Source organism: Candidatus Methylomirabilota bacterium (assembly GCA_036005065.1).
In the GTDB taxonomy this organism is placed as follows: Bacteria; Methylomirabilota; Methylomirabilia; order Rokubacteriales; family DASRDR01; genus DASYQW01.
Genome location: DASYQW010000402.1, coordinates 1 through 16,909, shown reverse-complemented (window position 1 = coordinate 16,909; position 16,909 = coordinate 1). Strand labels below are relative to the sequence as shown.

Genomic DNA, 16,909 nt, shown 5'->3' with positions numbered 1-16,909 from the left:
ACGCTTCCCCGGTACGAGCTCAAGGCGAAGCGATTCTTCGACCACCGGCCGCCGGGCCATCGCTGGCAAATTCAGCGGTGAGGCGGGCGCCGAAGCGATCCGGCGGAACGACGCCGAGACGCGCGGCCGCCCGTGGCCCCGGCGACCGGGCCGCGATCGTCCGTCGGCTGCGCCAGCTCCGCCGGCTGGCACGCCGGCTGCGCCAGGAGGCCACGGCGCCGGCCGTCGAGCGGGTGGCGCAGATCATCGAGACGGAGTGCCACCTGGCCCTGTGGGAGCTCGGTGACGTGAGCGGGATGATCCCGGACGATCACACGCACTGAGCCGGGCCCCGGCCCTACCGCGACGCCCCCGCAGCTCCCGGATTCTCGCCGGGCCGGGCGCGAGCCCGGCGGCTCGCCAGGTTGTGCACGTGGACAAGCGCGCCCGCCGGCACCCTGGCGGTGGCCCCGCCGATCACCTCGCCGTACTTCCGCACGGGCTGGCCCGCGGCCAGCTCCCGTACCGCGAACTTGTGACCGAAGGGGATCTCGTCGCTCACCCGGCACTGGCGCGTCCCGCTCCCGACCTGGACCCGCGCGGTGGTTCCGGCCGGGATCACCCGCAGCGCCGTCGCCACGTCATCGCCCGGGTGCACGAGGACGGCGTCCCAGCGGGGCTCCGGTCGCATGTCAGAGGGATGGCTGAAGGCGCGTGACGACCTCCTCGCCCTCGTCGAGGATCTCGCCGAGCGTCAGCCCGCCGGAGGCCACCTCGAGCACCAGCCGGAAGAGCTGCCCGGCCGCCGCCGGCAGTCCCTCCTGGCCCAGGAACGCGGCGCTCGCGTCGAAGTCGATCTGCTCGGCCAGACGGTGGCTCGCCTGCGGATTGGCGCTGATCTTGATCGTCGGCGCCAGGCCGCTCACGACGCTGTTCCCGGGTCCCGTGGTGAAGAGCATCAGCTGGGCCCCGGCCGACACCATGCCGGTCATGGACTCGGGGGAGAAGGCGGGTCCGTCCATGACGTAGAGTCCCGGCTCTCGCGGAGGCTCGGCGAAGCCGAGGAGGCCCCGGATGGGCGCCCGGCCACCCTTGCTGATGCCGCCGAGCGACTTCTCCTCGATGGTGGACAGCCCGCCGGCGATGTTCTCGGCCCCGGGGTTGTTCCCCGTGAGGTCGAGGCCGGCCGCCACCGCCAGCGCCTCGCGGCGCGCCACCGCCGCCCGGATCGCCTGGCCGACCTCCGGCGTCGCGGCCCGCCCGGCGAGCAGGTGCTCGGCGCCGAGCCACTCCACGGTCTCGCCGAACACCGCGCGTCCGCCGGCTTCGACGAGCCGGTCCACGACCAGGCCCGCCAGCGGGTTGGCGACGAGGCCGGACGTGGTGTCCGAATGGCCGCACTCCAGGCCACAGAACAGCGCCGCCAGCGGGGCAGGGACCCGCCGCAGGCGGGAGGCGTCGCGGGCGAGCGGCACGCAGGCCCGCACTCCGCGGTCCGTCAGCGCGAGCGCGTCCTCGTGGACGTCGTCGAGGGCCAGCGCTTCGACCGGCTTGCCGGACGCCGCGATCTCGCCGGCTACCCGATCCACCGCCTTCCGATCCGCGCCGACCACCAGCACGGCGGCGACATTCGGGTGGCGGCCGAGCCCGGTGAGCGTCCGGCGATGCAGGTCGGCGTCGGCCCCGATCAGCCCACGGCCGTACGGCGTGGTGACGCAGCGGGTCCCGCGGACCAGACGGGCGATGCGGCGGGCGGACGCGCTGGTCAGACCCAGGATCGAGAGCACCAGGACGTGATTGCGGACCCCGTAGGAGCCATCTGGCCTCTCGTAGCCCAGGAAGGTCGCGGCGTCGTCCGCCATGCGGCGCGTCTCCTTTTCCGCGGGGGACCACGATAGCGCGGCCGTGGCGAGGCGTCAAACCCGTGCTATCCTCGCCGAGCGATGAAGATCACCGGCGTGCGGGCGCTCATCCCGCGGGGGACCGACGAGCCCCGGGACTGGCGCACGGCGATGGCGCAGATCGCCGTCGTCGTGGACACCGACGCCGGGCTCTCCGGCCTCGGCGTGGGAGGGGGCGGCCGGGCCGGCGTCCACGTCGTCGAGGCCGTCCTCCGGGAGATCCTGGTCGGTCGCGATCCGGCCGACGTCGAAGGGCTCTGGGACCGGATGTATCGGGCGACGTTGCCGTTCGGCCGGAAGGGCCTGGCCGTGATGGCCTTGTCGGGCGTCGATCTCGCTCTCTGGGACCTCCGGGGCAAGGCGGCGAAGAAGCCCGTCTACGAGCTGCTCGGCGGCCTCCGCCATCCGATCATTCCCGCCTATGCCTCGATCGGGTGGGAGGTGACGGACGAGGGGTCGCGCGGCTTCCGGCATCTCAAGCTCCACATGCCGCGCCCGTCGCCGGGTCACGACGCCAACGTGGAGGTCGTCCGCCGCGCGCGGCAGCGCCTCGGTCCCGAGGTGACGCTCTACACCGACGCGTTCCTGGCCTGGGAGGTGGAGGAGACTCTCCGCCTGGCCGAGGCGTTCGTGCCATACGAGGTCCGGTGGATCGAGGAGCCGCTGTCGCCCGACGACCTCGACGGTTACGCGGAGCTGGTGCGCCGCTCGCCCATCCCGATCGCCGGTGGAGAGCACGAGTACGGCGTCCACGGCTTCCGGGAGATCCTCGACCGCCGCGCCCACACCATCCTGCAGCCCGACGCCTGCTGGTGCGGGGGCATGACGCAGCTTCGCAAGATCTTCGTCTTGGCCGCCGAGCGCGGCGTGTGGGTCGTGCCGCACCGGGGCGCCGAGGTCTGGGGGCTCCACGCCATCGCCGCCCTCAGCCCTCAGCCCCTCGCCGAGAGCGGCCGCCCCTGGATCACCTGGCTCCGGGGGGCGCCGGCGGTCGAGCGCGGCGTGATCCGTCCGACCGACGCGCCCGGCTTCGGCGTCGAGCTGGACCCCGCGGCCTGCGCGTGAACCCGTGCGGCGCGCCCCGCCAATCGGCACCGGAGCGCCTCGGAGCGCCTCTCGGGAGGGTTGAGCACAGAGCCACGTCATGGCTATAATATGTGTCCATATGAGGCCATGAGGTGGGCCCATGAAAGTCAAGATCGCCGAGCTGAAGAATCGCCTGAGTTATTACCTGCGGCGCGTGCAGCGTGGTGAGTCCATCCTCGTGTGTGACCGCGACCGGGTCATTGCCCGGATCGAACGCGTCGGCGCCCACGGGCCCGTGACCGAAAGCGACGCGGAATGGCTGGATCGGCTGGAGCGGCGAGGAGTCATCCGGCGCGGCACCGGCACACTCACACGAGAATGGTTGGCCCGCAGGCCTGTCGTCGAGGCGGACGTCGTGGCGGCTGTTCTCCGAGAGCGGGACGAGGGTCCGTGAGATTCTGGGATACCTCCGCGGTCGTCCCCCTGCTGGTCGAGCAGCAGACTTCTGCCCGCGCGGCGGCCTGGCTCCAGGAAGACGAGCGGATCGTGCTCTGGACTCTGACGCCAGTCGAAGTCGTCAGCGCGCTGCGACGGCTCGTGCGCGACAAAGCCCTCGACGAGCGGGACGCGCAGCTGGCCGAGCGACGGCTGGACGAGTTCATCCGGGCCTGTCAGGTCATCATCGACGCCGATCCGGTCAAGTCGCTGGCGACGCGATTGTTACGCCTCCATCCGCTCCGGGCGCTCGACGCCCTCCAGCTCGGCGCGGCGCTGCACTGGGCCGAGGGGCAGCCGCAGGAGCGGACCCTCCACACGCTGGACGGCCGGTTGGCTCTCGCCGCGCAGCGCGAAGGCTTCGTCGTTCCGCCGTGAGCCGGCGCTCCAGCAGCCGGCATTGAGCCTCGCGCAAAGCGCGCGATTGCGCGGGCCGACACGGCGGTGCTACCGTAGCGGCGCCGAACCCGGGAAGGAGGGTGAACCATGAAGACCCGGCTCCTCCTCGTCGCGCTCCTGGCCGTCGCCGCTTGGCTCGCGCTGCCGAGCGTCGCCGCCGCCGCCGCCCCGGTCGAGGTGACCTTCCGCTTCAACGATGCCGAGCACAAGGAGCTGCGGGCGGCCCTCGACGTCTTCGAGAAGCAGAACCCCAACATCAAGGTCACGCTCCAGCGCATCGCGTGGGGGGACGCCCGCGAGCAGTTCCTGCGGGAGGCGGCCGTCGGTCAGGGGCCGGACATCGTCCACCTGGGCCAGGTGATGGTCCGCAGCATGGGCCAGGCGGGGGTGTTCCTGAAGCTGAACGACCTGGTCAAGAAGCACGGGCTCGCCGAGCGCTGGCCGAGCGACTTCCTCTCCACCGATCTGGCCAGCCAGGACGACGGCACCATCCACGCCATCCCGTGGACCGTGGACACCTTCGCCATGGTCTACAACCGGGATCTCCTCAAGCAGGCCGGGATCGCCAGGTTCCCGGAGACCTGGGAGGAGCTCCGCCAGGCCAACCGCCAGATGAAGGCGAAGACGGGCAAGGTCGGCTGGGGGTTTCCGGCCGGGAGCGGCTCCACGAACTCCATCTGGTTCTTCTGCAACTTCTACTGGTGGTCCCACGGCTGGGCGCTGGTGGACCGGGCTCCCGACGGCAAGTACGCCATGAACATCACGGTGGACCAGATCGCGGAGGCGTTCGACTACTACAACTCGCACTTCAAGGAGGGGCTGAACGACAAGGCGATGCTGGCCGTCACCAACTGGGGGGCCCAGGAGCTGATCGAGGGCATGGTCCAGGGGAACATCGCCATCATCAGCACCCCCGAGTTCGTCCTGACCCAGATCGAGGAGGCGTACCGGGCCCGCTACCCCGGCAAGCCGCTGCCGTTCGCGTCCACCATCCATCCCCGGGACCGAAACGGCTCCAAGACGTTCATCGGGGGCCGCACCCTCTCCGTCAACGTCAACGCCAGGCACCCCGACGAGACCTTCCAGGTCATCAAGTACCTGATCACTCCCGAGATCTACACGAAGTACTACGTCGGCCAGTGGCCGGCCCAGAAGAGCCTGCTGGCCAAGATCGAGCGGCCCGCCTCCCATGCCGGGTACGCGGAGCAGCTCAAGCACGCGCGCACCTGGGGCCCGTACTCCAGCGGGCCGGTGGCGATCCCCATCATGTGGAACGCCGTCGGGCGAGCGGCCGGGTCGGTGTTCACCGGCGAGAAGACGTCCCGGGCGGCGGCCAAGGAGCTCTCCGACCTGATCCAGGCCGAGCTGGCCAAGGCCAGGTGATCGACGTCACGCGCTGAGGGGCTGGAGCCGCGGCCGTGAGAGGGGACCGGCGCTTCGTCACGCTCCTGCTGCTCCCCACCTTCTTCTTCCTGGCCATGTTCTACCTGTACCCGACCGCCTACAACCTGCTGAACAGCTTCACCGATCTGAGCCTCTTCGGGCTCAAGCGCGGGGGCCAGTGGATCGGTGTCCGGAACTACGTCGAGCTTCTCGCCAGCCGGGAATTCAGCCGTGTGCTCTACAACACCACGCTGTGGCTGACGCTGATCGGCGTCTCGGTCCGGATCGGGCTAGGGGTGGCGTTGGCGTTCCTGATCAACTCGGAGACGCTCAAGCGGTACCGGCTGACGACCCTGTTCCACGTCCTCCTGCTGGTGCCGTGGGCCACGCCGCCCATCGTCGCGGTGGTGATCTGGCGCTGGATGCTCGATCCACGGGCGGGCATCGTGAACCGGCTCCTGCTGGGGGCCGGCCTGACGGCGGAGCCGATCGCCTTCCTCTCGGACGTCAGCTTCGTGTGGCCGGCGCTGATCACGATCATCACCTGGAACACCCTGCCCCTGGTGACGCTGACCTTCCTGGCCAGCCTGAAGTCCATGCCGGCCGAGGTGCTGGAGGCCGCCTCGGTGGACGGCGCCAACGCGCTCCAGCGGGCGTGGCACGTCGTGCTGCCGCACCTCGGGCCCGCGATCGTCGTCATGACGCTGATGTCCACCTTCTGGACGTTCAACAACTTCGCGTACGTCTGGCTCACCACCGGAGCGGGGCCCGGGCTCTACACCAACGTGATGGCCACCGAGGTCTACCTGAAGGCCTTCGTGGACGGCCGGATGGGATACAGCGCCGCGCTGGGAGTCGTGATGGCCGCCATCATGACCGCCTTCGGCCTGCTCTACCTGCGGTTCGTGGTGCGCCGCGAGCTGCGGGAAGTCTTCTGAGGGGCCTGAGCGAATCGATGCGGGACGTGGCCGTGCGGGACGCCCGGGCTCTGCCGAAGGTCCGCCGGCCGTGGCGGCGGGGCTGGCCGGGCGAGATCGCGATCGTGGCCGTCGCGCTGGTGGTGGCGGTCGTCCTGGTCTACCCGACGGCCTGGGTCTTCTTCGCGTCGTTCAAGACCCAGGAGACGCTCTTCTCCGGGGAGTTCGCCGACTACACGCTCCAGAACTACGTGCGGCTGCTCCGGTCCGGCTTCGGGGTGCATATCGTCAACAGCCTGGGGATCTGCCTGGCGGCGGTGGTGATCTCGACATTCGTGTCGGTCTGCGCGGCGTACGTGTTCTCGCGCAAGCGCTTCCGGTGGAAGCCGGTGGTCTTCGGCTCGGTGATGCTCGGCCAGACGTTCCCGTGGATCATCCTGGTGACTCCGGTCTTCATCCTGTTCGCCCGCCTGGGCCTCCTCAACAGCTACACCGGGATCATCTTCTGCTACGTCGCGGTGACCATTCCATTCTCGGTGTACCTCCTGGTGGGCTACCTGGAGTCGGTGCCGCGGAGCCTCGACGAGATGGCCATCATCGACGGCTGCCCCCAGTTCCAGGTGATCTGGCGGATCGTGTTCCCGGTCATGCTGCCGGGCGTGGTCGCCACCGCCACCTACGCCTTCCTCCTGTGCTGGTCGGAGTACCTGTTCGCCCTGGCGTTCCTGACCCGGACCGAGATGAAGACGATGCCGCTGGCGCTGTACGCCTTCTTCGGCGAGCACACCACGGAATGGGGCCAGGTGATGGCCGCCTCCGCCCTGACGACGCTGCCGACGCTCGCCCTGTTCCTGCCGCTCCAGCGGAAGCTGGCGGCCGGCCTGGCCGCCGGCGCGGTCAAGCAGTAGGTGCCGGCACAGACCTTGCACCGTACGTGCATCCGGACCTGGGGAGGAGGGAGCTTCGCGGACCAGGCTCCCCGGGCCGCCAAGGCGCTGGGCCCGCGTCGGAGCGCCCCGGCCAGCGGCCGGCGCGGCCCGAGTGGCCGGTGGAGGCAGGTCGGAGGCCCCGGATGATGGCGATCGTACGAGCCCTGATCGCGGCGCCGGCCCACTCCGCCGGCCGGATTCTCAACACTGTGTCCGGCTGGGAGACGTCATGAAGGCCACCCAGCTCCTCAGGACCGACCACGCGAAGATCAGGAAACTGTTCAGCGAGTTCGACCGGACCACCGAGCGCGCGCCACGGACGCGGCAGCGCCTGGTGGAGCGGATCGCGTCGGAACTCGAGGTCCACTCCCAGATCGAAGAGGAGATCTTCTACCCCGCAGTCGACGAGGTCGACGCGCTCATGGGGCTCGTGCAGGAGTCGCGGCGGGAGCACCAGCGGGTGAAGGTCCTGGTGAGCGAGGTCCGGAAGATGGAGCCGGATTCCCCGAGGCTCCAGGAGGCGATCGCCGCGCTACGCGACGCCGTCGTCCACCACGCGATCGACGAGGAGGAGAAGCGCATGCTGCCGGAGGCCGAGAAGGCGCTGGGCGCGGACGCGCTCGAGCGGCTCGGCCGGGAGCTCAGCGCGCGGAAGGCCGCGCTCCTCAGGCAGCCGGGAAAGCGGCTTCGGGCCGCAGCGTAGGTCCTGGGAGGGGCCTCGACGGCCCCCTCCCAGGCCCACCCCCAAGGGATTGCGGCGGCAAAGCCGCCGCTCGGACGTTACTCGACGCATTCGGTGATCGGCGTCATCGGCTGCTGATTACTCCGAGACGCTCCTAGCGAGGGGCGAGCCGCCGCGCTCCTCCGCCTATCCGGCGGCCCGAAGCCGGAGGGTGTGGCTTCGGGCGCCGGTGACCGTCAGGCGACCCAGGCCCTGACGGCTCAGCCGGACCGCCGACTCCGCGCCGCCATCCACGCTGGCCACCCACCGCCGGCCGGGATCGAGATCGAAGAGGAAGAGGTCGGTCCGCGTCGAGCCCGCGGTCCAGCCGACCGTGTAGCCGGCGCGGAGCAGCCGGGCGCCGCGCAGGATGCCGGGGACGGCGGGATTGTACTCCGAGACCCCGTCGTCGTGGATGGTGGGTTGAGGCAGGTCGGGCCCCGGCCGCACGCTGAAGAGGGCCAGCACGTCGGCGTGCCGGCCGCGCTGCGCCAGCACGCCTTGCACCTCGCCCTCCCGACTGCGTAGCCGGGTGTTCCGCAGGAAGACGCCCGCGTCGAACACCTGGACCACGTTCAGGAAGGCGTCCCACTGCTGCTCGGTCGCGGGGACGATGCGGGTGTGCCACTTCTGCTCGCTCTTCTCGGGAAAGGGGAACTCGTCCGGCCAGGCCGCATCCTCGTCCACCACGATGCGGTTCTGCCCGGTCGGCCACAGCGTGCTGACTCGCACCTGCTGGCCGCGCCGAGTCGTCCAGGCGATGGCATCGGGGCTCAGCCGGGGCCGGACGGGAGAATGGATGAGCCACTGCTTGCGCGCGGGAGCCGCCCGGATCCGCGCCTGGTCCTCCTCGCGGTACCTCTCGAGGTCGGTGATCGGACCGGCGTTCGTCCGGTCGAAGACCACCAGCGTCTGGGAGCGGCGGTCCCGCGACGGCAGGTAGAGGAGGCTGCGCGTCCACTCGTGCAGGAAGGTGGCGGGAGGCTGCCACTCGCCGGCCTCGAGGTACTGGCCGCCGTTGGTCCCGGCCAGGTACGCGTACTCCCCGCCGGACCCGAGCTCCTGCGCCACCACCTCCTTGAACTCCACCATCGACGACAGGCCGCCCAGCATCATGGTATTCGTGCCGAGGGCCTCGACCGGCGGTCCGTCGTAGCCGAGGGGATGCGTCAGGGCCCACTCGCCCCTGCGGTAGAGCTGGAAGTCGCCGAAGTACGTCACCTGATGATCCACGAAGGGCTGCCGCCGCGGCATGTGGATCCCGAGGAAGGCGTCGTTCGGGCCCCAGCCGTCGTGGTAGAAGAGCAGGCCCTGGCCGGCGGAGTATTGCCCTCCGGTCAGGGCGACTCGCCAGTCCGCGCGCGGGGCGTACGGGTTGTAGAAGTAGAAGAAGCGCCACTCCACGTCCATGTCGGCGTGCCCGTACCTGGCGGCGAGCTCCTCCACGAGCTGGCCGATGTAGGGGCCCGCGCGCGGGTCGCCCTGCGTGAGGCCGGCCAGCATCCCGCCGATTTCTACCCGGCGCAGCAACAGCATGCTCCGCGGCCACTCGTTGTCGCCCCACTGGTAGGTGGCGGCCAGGTTCGGCGCCACCTCGCGGATCTGGTTCCGCGCCGCCTGGGGGAGATACCGCGTCACCTCCGGGAAGTAGTCGACGCGCGTCGCCGTCCGCACGCCCTCGGCACCCATCATCAGGAGCGCGAGGGTCCCTTCGTTGTAAGCGGTCCCCTCGATCCACTGGCCGCCCTCGGCCATCTCCGTCACGTACTGCCGGATCGCGTTGCGCAGGGTGGCCCGGTTGACGCCCGTGGCCGATAGCCCGCCCACGAACCGCTTGTTCAGGAACTCCGTGGCGCGCGGGTTGTCGCCGGCGGTCGCCAGGGCCAGGAACGCGAAGCCGAAGTAGAGGCCGGTCGTCTCGTCCGAATCCTCGGGACGGATGGGGAAGTCGGGGTCGAACTCGTTCGTGGTCGCCTGGACGCACCACCGGTTCAGCATGGCGATGAAGGCCGCCCGGTCGGCGGGGGCCAGCGACGGGGAGAGCCAGTCGTACATCACCACGAATTCCGCCAGCATCTCGCGCAGGAAGTCGCTGCCGACCTCGCCGGGCCTGAAGAAGGGCCGGATCATCACCAGCGCCTTCTGCGCGTACCGGGGGTCCCCCGTCATCTGGTAGGCCAGGGTCGCCCACTGGCCCATGTCGCCATAGACCGGATCCGGCGTCCCTGACCGGTCCGCGTTCTGCTTGAGGACCCGCCACCACGGATGATTCTCCCGGCGCATCCGGTTCCAGATCGCCTGCCGCTCGCCGGTCCACAGGAGCTTCGGGCTCCGTCCGGTCGGGGAGGGCGCCGTCGCCCCCGGCGCCGCCGCCGATCCTCCGGCCGGGAGCGTGACGGCGGCCGAGAGGCCGGCACACGTGAGCAGAAGCAGCGCCGCCGCGAGCACCCACGACCCGCTGCCAGACTGCCGGCGCCCGCCAGCCCGGGGCACGCGCATGCGGACCGGGGCCTGGGAGTCTGTCATGCCTCGCCTCCGGTTTCCAGCGCGGTGAGCAGGCGTTCGGCGCGCCCGAGGTCGCCCCGCGCCCCGGTGGCGGCGAAGAGCTCCCGCGCCCGGACGAGATCGTTCCGTGCGCGCTCCCGGTCGTCCAGCTTCTGGTACAGCTCGCCGCGGCGGTACAGCACGCGCGCCAGCTCCAGGCGGCTGCCCACCGTTTCGAGGCTGGCGACCGCGTCGTCGAGGGCCTGTCGTGCGTCGTCGGGCCGAGCCTGACCCGCGAGGATCTGGCCCTGGACCCGGCGCCCGACACCCTCCCAGTGACGCGAGCCCGCCTCGCGGGCGATCTGGACAGCGGCGTCGATCGTCGCGGCGGCCTCGTCGAGCCGCTCGGATCCGAGGAGGATCTCGGCCATGCAGGGGCCGGCCACCGTGGGAATGAGCCGGTTGTCCATCTCGGACACGATGGCGACGTACTGCTCGAGACACTCGATGGCCTGCGGCCAGTCCTCGCGCTGCAGATGGACGTATGCGCGCGCGTAACGATTGTACGCCTTCAGGACGCGGTCTCCCAGCCGATCGGCGCTGGCCACGGCCTCTCGCGCCTGGTCGAGAGCCGTCTCATCGTCGCCGAGATCGATCGCGATCTGTGCGAGATACGCGTGAACCCAGACACCGATTCGCTGCTCACCGCTCGCTGCCGCCAGCCGGAGACCGTCCCGCGCCGCCGCCAATGCGCCTTCCAGGTCGCCCGTGCCGTGCAGGATCCTCGCGCGGTCGCCCGCCGTCCATGCCAGCCGGTGCTCGGCACCGATCTGGCTGGCGATCTGGGCGCACCGGCTGGTGACCGCCAGAGCCTCCGCCCAGCGACCGAGGAAGATCAGGTCCTGGGCAAGGAACGCGTAGCCGCGGAGCCGTGCCAGGACCAGCCCGGTCCGCTCGCCGAGCTCGACGCACCGCCGGGCCCGCGCCATGCTCTCGTCAATCCGCGCGAGATGCTGGCAAGCGCCCGCGAGATGCCCGTAGATCGCCACCAGCGCCGGCGCATCGCCGAGCGGCTCGGCAAGCTCGCGCGCGCGTTCGAGTAAGTCGATGGCCTCCTGGTGCCGGCCGGCAAAGTGCCGGTACCGTCCCAGCAGCCCGGTGACCTCTGCCATCTCGTTACGCTGCGTGACGGGGTCCAGCTCCTCGAGCGCCTGGTGGAGGAACTCCAGGCCGCGCTGGCCGCCGAACTGTCCGTACACGCCGCCGATCTTGGCCTTCAGCGCGGCCTGCCGTCCGCGCGCGATCGGCAACCGAAGAGCCCGCTCGTACGCCTCCACCGCCGCCTCGAGCCGCCCGCGTCGCACGTTCACGTCGCCGATCGCCTCCTCGGCGGCCGCGACCTCCTCGGTGAGGCCCAGTCCTTCCACGCAGGCGCGAGCGCGCTCGTACTGGGCGAGCGCCTCGTCGTGCGCGAAGAGCCCGGCGGCTCTCTCCGCCGCCCGCAGCGCATACTCCCGCCCTTTCGCGAGGTCGCCGCTCTCGGCGAAGTGTCGCGCCAGGAGCCCGTACGCCTCGTCGGGCCGTTCGGCAGAGAGCCGCTCGATCGCTTCGCCAGCCCGCCGGTGTAGCTCGCGCCGACGCTCCTGTAGCAGGCTGGCGTAGGCGACCTCGTGGGTGAGCGCGTGCTTGAAGGTGTACTCGATGTCGGGGAAGAGCCGAGCCTCGTAGAGGAACTCCGCAGCACCCAGACGGGCGAGCCCGTCGTGCAGTGACGCATCGGTCAGGTCTGAGACGGCCTCGAGGACGGCCAGGGGAACGTCCTTGCCCACGACCGACGCGGACTGGAGGAGCCGCTTGTCCTCGGCGGAGAGCCGGTCGATCCGCGCCGCGAGCAGCGCCTGCACGGTCGCCGGAACCTGGACGGCGGTCGGGACCCTGGCCAGCCGGTAGGCGCCGCGCTCCCCGGCGAGGACGCCTGTCTCGACGAGCGCGCGGACGCTCTCCTCGAGAAAGAAGGGATTGCCTTCGGTCCGCGCGATCAGAGGCCGCTTGACCGACTCGAGCCCGGGGTCGGCGCCCAGGAGCGCGCCCAGCAGGGTATCGGCGCTCTCCGGCGGCAGGGGGTCGAGCCGGAGCTGGGTGTAGTAGGTCTTGCCGCTCCAGGCATGCTGGTACTCCGGCCGGTAGCTCACGAGGAGGAGGATGCGCGCCGTGGGCAGGCTCTGCACCAGGCTGTCGATCAGCGCCTGGGTCTCGGAGTCGATCCAGTGGAGATCCTCGAAGATCACGAGGAGCGGCTGGACCTGGCTCTCGCGGAGCAGGAGCCGCTTGACGGCGTCGAGGGTCCGCTGCCGGCGCTGGCGGGGGTCGAGGCCGCGCCACTCGGCGTCCTCGGGCGCCGCACCCAGGAGGGCCAGGAAGACCGGAAACGTCGGCTCCAGCGTCCGTTCGAGCGTCAGGAGCTTGCCGGTGACCTTCTCGCGAACCTCACGCGCGTCGTCACCCGCCGAGACCCTGAAGTATGCGTTCAGGAGGTCGATGACCGGTAGGTAGGGCGTCGCCTTGCCATAGGATACCGAGCCGCTCTCGACGAGCCGCCAGCTCTCGACGCGGTGCGAACGGGCGAACTCCCACACCAGGCGCGACTTCCCGACGCCGGGCTCGCCGACCAGGGCCACCACCTGGCCATGTCCGGCGCCCGCGCGCTCGAGCGCCTCCCGCAGCCGATCCATCTCGCCGTCGCGGCCGACAAAGCGGGTGAGGCCGCGGGCGACGGCGGCCTGGAGGCGCGAGCGCGCCGTCCCCGCCCCAACGACCTCGTAGACCTCGACCGGGTCCGGCAAGCCCCTGACTGGAATGGGGCCGAGCGGCGTGACCTGGACGTGACCCTCGACGAGCCCGAGCGTGCTTGGCGGGATCAGGATGGTCCCCGGGAGGGCGGCCTGCTCCATCCGCGCCGCGATGTGCGTGGTTTGTCCCACCGCCGTGTAGTCCATGCGCAGGTCGCTGCCGATGGAACGGACGACCACTTCGCCGGAGTTCAGGCCGACCCGGAGCTGGACGGGGAGACCGACCGTGCGCCGGATTCTGTCCGAGTACTGCCTGCCCGAGTCCTGCATCCTGAGCGCGGCGTAGCACGCCCGGACGGCGTGGTCTTCGAGGGCCAGCGGCGCGCCGAAGAGCGCCATGACGCCGTCGCCCATGACCTGATTGACGGTGCCCTCGTAGCGGTGGACCGCGTCCATCATCAGCTCGAGCGCGGGATCGAGGACCCGGCGCGCCTCCTCGGGGTCGCGATCGGCGAGCAGCTCCATCGACCCTTTCAGGTCGGCGAAGAGCACGGTGACCTGCTTGCGCTCGCCCTCGAGGGCGCCTCTGGATGCGAGGATCTTCTCGGCGAGGTGCCGAGGCGTGTAGGCCTCGGGGGAGGCGAATCGGCCGCCGCCCGGCGCCCCGGCGCTCACCGGCTGCGCGCACTCGAAGCAGAACTTCGCGGCCGGTGGGAGCTGCGTCCCGCAGCTCTGGCACTGGAGAGCCAGCGGGGCGGCGCACTCCAGGCAGAACTTCGCCTGCGACGGATTCTCCTGCTGACACCGGGGACACTTCATGCGTCATCGGCCAGGATAGGCGATCCTGCCGCGTGTTGCCAGGGGCATCCGGCTGACGAAGCGGGCCTGGTGCGGAGTTTCGATGCGTGGCACGATGGACCGAGTGGCCGCGAGAGTGACCGCAGCCTGATGTGGGCCGGGGCCCCGGTCCTCGGCCGAGAGGGTCGCCGGGTCGGAAGGGGCGCCCCCTGAGGGTGCCCGGCTTCCGCTCCATCGTCGCCCCCCTCCGGGGCGTCGGCCGAGAGCGCCTCGTGTTCCTCGGCTACGTGACGGGCGGGCACACCGTCATCCACTGGTACCAGCAGATCTTCGCGGTCGCCCTCCCCTCGATCAGCCAGGGTCTCGGACTGAGTGACGTTCAGGTCGGGTACCTCCAGTCCGCACGCCAGCTCACGTCGGGCACGCTGAACCTGCCCGTCGGGGTCCTGGCCGACTCGTTCTCGAAGCGGCAAGCCGCGATCCTCGGCTCGGCCCTCCTCTTCATGGGTGTCGGGTACTTCGCCCTCGGCACCGCGTCGGGGCTTTCCGGGGCTCTGCTGGGGTCGGCCCTGATCGGCGTCGGGACGGCCGCCTGGCACCCGCCGGCCATGGGCGGGCTCTCGGCCCGCTTCCCCGAGCGGCGGGCGACGGTGCTCTCCATCCACGGGGTCGGCGCCACGCTCGGCGACACGCTGACCCCGATCGCCATCGGGGCTCTCCTGGTCGCGTTCGCCTGGCCGGACGTCCTCCGGGCTCAGATGCTTCCGGCGATCGTCACGGCGTTCCTGATCTGGCGCGGCCTGGCGGGTCACTTCCGGGAGCTCGGCGCGCCGCCGCCGGGACGGTCCCTGGCCCGGGACGTTCGCGCCGTCCTGCTTCACCCCATCTTCATGGCCATGTCGTTCGCCCAGGGCCTCATGATGATGGCGCGCCAGGTCATCCTGACGTTCCTGCCGCTCTACATCCAGATCGGGCTCGGTCGCGATCCCTTCGAGCTCGGGATCTACGTCGCCCTGCTCCACGGGATGGGCACGGTCTCCCAGCCCGTCCTCGGCGTCCTGTCCGATCGGGTCGGCCGGAAAGCCGTGCTCGTTCCCTCGTACCTGGTCCTGGCCGGGCTCTACTTGCTCCTGGCCGAGGTGGCGCCGGGCTGGCCGCTGGCCGCCCTCGTGCTCGCCATCGGGGTCTTCTTCTATACGCTCACCAACGTGACGGGCGCGGCGGTGCTCGACGCCGCCGGGAGCCACGTGCAGGCGTCGGCCATGGGTCTGACGTCCGTGGTGACCCAGGTGATCGTCCTCCCGGCGCCCGTGCTGGCCGGGTGGCTCGTCGAGCGGCTGGGGTACGGGTCCGCATTCGTCCTCTCCGCCGGCTTCATGGTGCTCGGCACCCTCGTCATGCTGCCGCTGCGGCTCTACCGGGGGAGCGGGTGGTCACCGCGCCTCCCGGGCTGATGCCCGCGGTTCGCCGACCGGTCCGAGCGCGGGCGTTGCCCCAGCAACCTCCGGGAGGAGGAATCGGAGGGGGGCGCAGCCCCCTCCGAACTCACTGGTGGAGCCACGCGGCGGCCCGGTCGCCGAAGAGCTGCATCCACCCCAGGATCTTGGTCTCGGTCGTGGGGTACTGATTGGTGAGGAAGCCGACGATGGCCGGGTCGGGATAGGCCGAGTAATAGACATAATCCTTGAAGACCTGGCGGGCGATGGGCCTCCAGGTCGCGGGGTCACGCGTGGCCAACCAGGCCAGGAGATCGACCATGATGGGGTTGTGGGCGACCTCTGGATCCGAGGTGGGAATGGCGCACGCGAGGCTGGGTGGGCACCAGTAAAAGGCGAACGCGCCGGGGCTACCGGGCGTCGGCGGGTAGTAGGGCCCGTTGGGCACCGGCGTGGTCAGCCACCGGCCCACCCGCTGTAGGAAGGCCTCGTATGCGGACGGCCACTCACCCCGGGCGATGGCCGTGTCGGCAAACGCCAGCATCCCCCGCGTGGAGTACCCGAGGAGGAACGCGTAGGCATTGTTCGGGCTACTCCAGTCACTGCGGTCGGCGATGTATCCCTGCCGGCCCCAGACGCCTTCTTCGTCGTAGAGCGCCTTCATGAGCTCTTGGGCCTTGGTCCAGTACTTGAGATTGCCGGTCTCGCGGAAGGCGACGACCATGGCGAGGAGCGGCCAGCCCATGATGCGGACCTCGCCGCCGAGCTCGGCCCAGCTTCCCGGAGCGCCGTTGGCAAACACCGGCGTGGACCCGCCCCAGAAGCGCCAGTCCCCCTCGGCCATGTCGATGGCGGCCTCGCGCACCCAGGGATCGCCGGTGAGGGTGGCGGCCAGGAAGAGGCCTTCGAGCCAGGAGTGGGTGGGGCGGGCGACGAAATCGACGCCGCCATGGTCCCCCTTCTCGTACCGGGCGAGGCCGGCCAGGTTCGTCCAGTCGTTCAGGGCCGGCGTCTTCGGGCTCGCCCAGGTGTGGTCGACCGACACCGCGCTCCGCACGGCCGCCATCCCCCAGCGCAGCGCCTCGAGGTTGCCGGTCTTGAGGTAGTGCTTGAGCGCGGCCCGCACCCAGTCGTAGTGACCGGCGCTCATCCCATCCGCCCACTGGATGTCTCCGTAGTCGCGCCAGGCGTAGGTCTGGGGCGCCTTGATGGGGTAATAGAGGCCGCGCCGGAAGAGCGAGAAGAGCGTGGTCTTGGTGGAGAGCTCTTCTCCAGCCCACCAGGTATATGGGTTGTCGGTCGCATAGGCCTTGTCCCAGGAGGTGCCCTGCCAGCGGTCGTACTGCCGGAGCGCCGCCTCGGCCTCGGGATCCGGGCCTGACAGGCCTTGAGCGGTCATCGCGAACCGGGCCATCAGCGCCTGGCGCTCGGCGGCGGGCAGGATGGGCAGGGCGTCGGTCTCGGCGAGGGCGGTGGCGTCGGCGAGCGTGGCGTCGAGGATGGCGAAGCGGTCCCACACGTCTTCCCCGGCCCGCAGGGGCTCGGCGCCCTCGAAGAGGGTCAGGACGACCTCGGTCGCGGTGACGGTGATCCGCCGGGGCTGCCGCTCCCAGAACTCGGGGACGAGGTAGGCCTTGCCGTCGACCCGGACG

At 70.7% G+C, this 16,909-nt stretch carries 14 protein-coding genes; 9 read left to right on the top strand and 5 right to left on the bottom strand.

The window, feature by feature from the left end; genetic code table 11:
* The first annotated feature begins 77 nt into the window (after positions 1 to 77).
* The gene (locus VGW35_26810) at positions 78 to 323 is read left to right on the top strand and encodes a hypothetical protein (protein HEV8311287.1); all 246 of its coding nucleotides are present in this window, start codon (positions 78 to 80) and stop codon (positions 321 to 323) included.
* A gap of 14 nt (positions 324 to 337) precedes the next feature.
* Here VGW35_26810 and VGW35_26805 read toward each other — a convergent pair whose 3' ends face one another.
* Both VGW35_26805 and VGW35_26800 read right to left on the bottom strand, forming a co-directional pair.
* Positions 338 to 670, bottom strand: coding sequence for a UxaA family hydrolase (locus tag VGW35_26805; protein HEV8311286.1), 333 nt, complete (start codon positions 668 to 670; stop codon positions 338 to 340).
* A 1-nt stretch (position 671) separates the two neighbouring features.
* Positions 672 to 1,841 (bottom strand): UxaA family hydrolase, encoded by a 1,170-nt coding sequence (locus VGW35_26800; GenBank protein ID HEV8311285.1) that lies wholly within the window; start codon positions 1,839 to 1,841, stop codon positions 672 to 674.
* Between the two features lie 81 nt (positions 1,842 to 1,922).
* Here VGW35_26800 and VGW35_26795 point away from each other — a divergent pair, with 81 nt between their 5' ends.
* The 7 genes from VGW35_26795 to VGW35_26765 all read left to right on the top strand — a co-directional run bounded on the left by VGW35_26795 (position 1,923) and on the right by VGW35_26765 (position 7,732).
* On the top strand, positions 1,923 to 2,945 hold the full coding sequence (locus VGW35_26795) for an enolase C-terminal domain-like protein (GenBank protein HEV8311284.1): 1,023 nt from the start codon (positions 1,923 to 1,925) through the stop codon (positions 2,943 to 2,945).
* A 121-nt stretch (positions 2,946 to 3,066) separates the two neighbouring features.
* The gene (locus tag VGW35_26790) at positions 3,067 to 3,360 is read left to right on the top strand and encodes a type II toxin-antitoxin system prevent-host-death family antitoxin (GenBank protein HEV8311283.1); all 294 of its coding nucleotides are present in this window, start codon (positions 3,067 to 3,069) and stop codon (positions 3,358 to 3,360) included.
* On the top strand, positions 3,357 to 3,779 hold the full coding sequence (locus VGW35_26785; GenBank protein HEV8311282.1) for a type II toxin-antitoxin system VapC family toxin: 423 nt from the start codon (positions 3,357 to 3,359) through the stop codon (positions 3,777 to 3,779). The genes VGW35_26790 and VGW35_26785 overlap by 4 nt, the downstream gene beginning before the upstream one ends.
* A gap of 108 nt (positions 3,780 to 3,887) precedes the next feature.
* Positions 3,888 to 5,183, top strand: coding sequence for an extracellular solute-binding protein (locus tag VGW35_26780; protein ID HEV8311281.1), 1,296 nt, complete (start codon positions 3,888 to 3,890; stop codon positions 5,181 to 5,183).
* 35 nt (positions 5,184 to 5,218) lie between these two features.
* Positions 5,219 to 6,121: a sugar ABC transporter permease gene (locus VGW35_26775; GenBank protein HEV8311280.1), complete on the top strand. Its 903-nt coding sequence runs from the start codon at positions 5,219 to 5,221 to the stop codon at positions 6,119 to 6,121.
* A gap of 17 nt (positions 6,122 to 6,138) precedes the next feature.
* Complete coding sequence (locus VGW35_26770) at positions 6,139 to 7,008, top strand: carbohydrate ABC transporter permease (GenBank protein ID HEV8311279.1); 870 nt, start codon at positions 6,139 to 6,141, stop codon at positions 7,006 to 7,008.
* A 250-nt stretch (positions 7,009 to 7,258) separates the two neighbouring features.
* Positions 7,259 to 7,732, top strand: coding sequence for a hemerythrin domain-containing protein (locus tag VGW35_26765; GenBank protein HEV8311278.1), 474 nt, complete (start codon positions 7,259 to 7,261; stop codon positions 7,730 to 7,732).
* Between the two features lie 165 nt (positions 7,733 to 7,897).
* On the opposite strand, the gene VGW35_26760 is transcribed toward VGW35_26765, so the two are convergent.
* Positions 7,898 to 10,276 (bottom strand): hypothetical protein, encoded by a 2,379-nt coding sequence (locus VGW35_26760; protein ID HEV8311277.1) that lies wholly within the window; start codon positions 10,274 to 10,276, stop codon positions 7,898 to 7,900.
* Entirely contained in the window at positions 10,273 to 13,842 is a 3,570-nt protein-coding gene (locus tag VGW35_26755; protein HEV8311276.1) for a tetratricopeptide repeat protein, read from the bottom strand. Before VGW35_26755 ends, VGW35_26760 begins: the two co-directional genes overlap by 4 nt.
* A 194-nt stretch (positions 13,843 to 14,036) precedes the next feature.
* Between VGW35_26755 and VGW35_26750 the strand changes: the two genes are divergently transcribed.
* On the top strand, positions 14,037 to 15,275 hold the full coding sequence (locus tag VGW35_26750; protein HEV8311275.1) for an MFS transporter: 1,239 nt from the start codon (positions 14,037 to 14,039) through the stop codon (positions 15,273 to 15,275).
* A 91-nt stretch (positions 15,276 to 15,366) separates the two neighbouring features.
* On the opposite strand, the gene VGW35_26745 is transcribed toward VGW35_26750, so the two are convergent.
* On the bottom strand, positions 15,367 to 16,909 hold a 1,543-nt coding region (locus VGW35_26745; GenBank protein HEV8311274.1), incomplete at its 5' end, for a hypothetical protein.